Source organism: Acinetobacter sp. UBA6526, assembly GCF_002434875.1.
Classification (GTDB): Bacteria; Pseudomonadota; Gammaproteobacteria; order Pseudomonadales; family Moraxellaceae; genus Acinetobacter; species Acinetobacter venetianus.
The window spans coordinates 1-3,024 of record NZ_DJLC01000115.1; the positions used below are offsets into that span (position 1 = coordinate 1).

3 protein-coding genes and 1 pseudogene are annotated in these 3,024 nt (G+C 39.8%); all 4 read left to right on the forward strand.

What is annotated here, in order from left to right; translation table 11 throughout:
* Positions 1 to 309 (forward strand): annotated as a pseudogene (locus tag B4237_RS07755) (hypothetical protein); the annotation flags it as partial.
* Positions 310 to 413: 104 nt separating this feature from the next.
* Positions 414 to 1,319: an RsiV family protein gene (locus tag B4237_RS07760; RefSeq protein ID WP_278596299.1), complete on the forward strand. Its 906-nt coding sequence runs from the start codon at positions 414 to 416 to the stop codon at positions 1,317 to 1,319.
* Between the two features lie 51 nt (positions 1,320 to 1,370).
* On the forward strand, positions 1,371 to 2,186 hold the full coding sequence (locus tag B4237_RS07765; protein ID WP_031234835.1) for a TatD family hydrolase: 816 nt from the start codon (positions 1,371 to 1,373) through the stop codon (positions 2,184 to 2,186).
* Positions 2,187 to 2,311: 125 nt separating this feature from the next.
* Positions 2,312 to 3,024 (forward strand): aconitase family protein (locus B4237_RS07770; RefSeq protein WP_286942547.1); only part of this gene is annotated, 713 nt, incomplete at its 3' end.

The window sequence follows — 3,024 nt, forward strand, 5'->3', positions numbered from 1 at the left end:
GCGGATCGTAAGCAGCAAAAGAGTATTAGTGTGTTGGATGTGATTCAGAAAAATAAGCAGTTGGTATTGAATGATATTGTTCAAGCGGATTATCAAAAATGGGTGGAGAAACAGTCATTAGAGGTGAAAAAACAAGTTCCGAAAAAGCTATATTGGGGGCAAGCAGATTGGTTCTTTGATGGTGAGGGGATTGGTTTACATTATCGTGCCAATGAAATTAGCAAAGATGCGCCACAGCTTGATATTTACCTGACAACTGAACAAACTAAACAGATGCTGCAACCAGAAATTTATCAGCAAATGTTTTAATATTCGTTAGATACGTATAGAAATTGCATGTGCTTATGGTGATTTTGAGTTGAGTTCGATAGCATTTCAAAATCTTGTGGAAAAACAACGGTAATGGGTTTCAGATGAAAACATTTTATAAATTTAGCGTTCTTGCGTGTGCAGTTCTGCTCGCTGCCTGCCAACCGAAATCTGATCCTAAAGAGACACAGGATAAACAGCAAGAGCCAGTTGTTGAACAACAGCAAGTTGAGCCGACTTTGCGTGGTGAAACCGTAAAAGTACAAGTCACTTTACCTGAGTGCAGTGGTAATGCGTGTCCTGATTTTACAGTTGAACGCTTACAGAGTAATTTCTCGTTTATTGATCAACTGATTGATCAGCAAGTTTTAAATCAACTCAGTCATATGTTAGAAGTTGTTGATGCGGATAAAGCATCATCGACTGTACAAAGTACAGAGCAAAAGCCGAATCTTGATGCGCAAACACAGATGTATGCCAATGCATTTATTAAAATTGATGAAGAACTCAAAGCACTGAGCAGCAGTCATCAAATTAGTTTAATGATCAAGCCAAAAATTTTACAGTCAAAAGGGTCATTGGCGACTGTTGTACTTAACAGCAGTAGCTATTTAGGTGGTGCGCATGGTGCAACAGCTCAACACTATTACAATTTTGATTTGAAGAATCAAAAACAGATTCAGCTAAACGATTTATTGTTGCCAAAACAGAAAGCGACTTTGGATAAATTGGCACATGACGCATTTAAAGTTTGGATTGTTGATTCTAAACTTGCCAATGATCCGAAAGAATATGAGGAAGCTTGGCCATTCCAAGTGACAGATAATTTCTTATTAGGCGAGCAGGGGCTTATTTTACAGTATGGCGAATATGAAATTGGCCCTTATGTAGTAGGTTTACCTCGTCTAGTGATTCCTTTTGATCAGTTAAAAGGGGTGTTAAAACCTGAATATTTACCTCAGGTTGAAGCGCCAGCCGCATCGACACCTGCTGCAAGTACAGCAACTTAAGCTTTTAAGTGTGATTTAGCGATCACAAGGGTGGAATGAGACGCAACAATGATGAAACTCTTTGATACCCATACCCATTTTGATGTTGCCGATTTTGATCATGATCGGCAGCAGTTGGCAGTACAAGCCAAACGTGCAGGTGTGGAGTCATTGGTTTTAATTGGTTTCTTGGCGTCTAGTTTTGATGATTTGATCCAAACACATCAACAGCTCCAAGCTTGGGATGCTGTTCCTCAATCTTATCTTGCACCAGGTTTACATCCATTTTATATCGAGCAACATCAGACTGAGCATTTGCAACGACTTGAGCAAGTCTTGCAGCGGTATGATTGTGTTGCTGTGGGTGAAATTGGCTTAGACACGTTCTTAAAGCAACATAAACAGTCTGATATATTTGCTAAACAGCAAGACTATTTTAATGCTCAACTTGAGTTAGCAACTCAGTATCAGAAACCTGTTTTATTGCATATTCGCAAAGCCCATGCTGAAACGATTGCTATTTTAAAAGCTCAGAAATTTAAGTTGGGTGGCATTGCCCATGCCTTTAGTGGTGGTGTAGAAGAAGCCAAAGCACTGGTAAAACTAGGGTTTAAAATCGGCGTGACGGGACAAATCACCAATCCAAATGCCAAGAAATTACATCAAGTTGTTCAAGCGATTGGTCATGAAAACTTGGTCATTGAAACCGATTGTCCCGATATGACGCCGTTATGCTGTCAAACCTCAACAGAAGAAAAAACACGCAATACACCAGTTAATTTACCCTATGTATTGGAAGCACTCGCGCAAACACTCGATCATCCGATTGACGCGTTGGCTGAACAATTATGGCAAAATTCATTAAGCGCGTTGAAATTAGATTTTTAAGATAATAAGAAAATAATCGCGATAAAAATAAGATACTAAAAGGGAACACATGCTTTTCTAAACAAGGTTACATTAAATAAGACATTCATAATAAACAAACGCGCCAATACTGGGAGGGCAACCTTATGGCCAGATATAGCAAAATCAATAGTTTCAATGCATTAAAAACACTTACTGTCGGCTCAAAGTCTTATCAAATCTACAGTTTATCTCGAGCCGCTCAAAGCTTAGGTAATATCGATCAACTCCCTAAGTCATTAAAGGTTTTGCTAGAAAATTTACTCCGTTTTGAAGATCAAAAAAGTGTAAAAGTAGAACATATTCAAGCACTGGTTGATTGGCAGAAACAGCGTACTTCAGACCAAGAAATTCAATATCGTCCCGCACGTGTACTGATGCAGGATTTTACCGGTGTACCAGCAGTTGTTGATCTTGCTGCAATGCGTGCAGCAATGGCACAAGCGGGTGGTGATCCTAATTTGATTAATCCATTATCGCCTGTGGACTTGGTGATTGACCATTCAGTGATGGTGGATCACTTTGCCAATGAAAATGCATTTGCCGAAAATGTCGAGATTGAAATGCAACGTAATGGCGAGCGTTATCAATTCCTACGTTGGGGACAATCTGCATTTAATAATTTTAGTGTCGTACCGCCGGGAACGGGGATTTGTCACCAAGTCAATTTAGAGTATTTGGCTCAAGCAGTATGGCTTGGGGATGATGATGGTGAAAGCTTTGCCTTTCCAGATACCTTGGTGGGGACAGATTCTCATACCACAATGATCAATGGTCTTGGCGTATTAGGTTGGGGCGTAGGTGGAATTGAAGCTGAAGC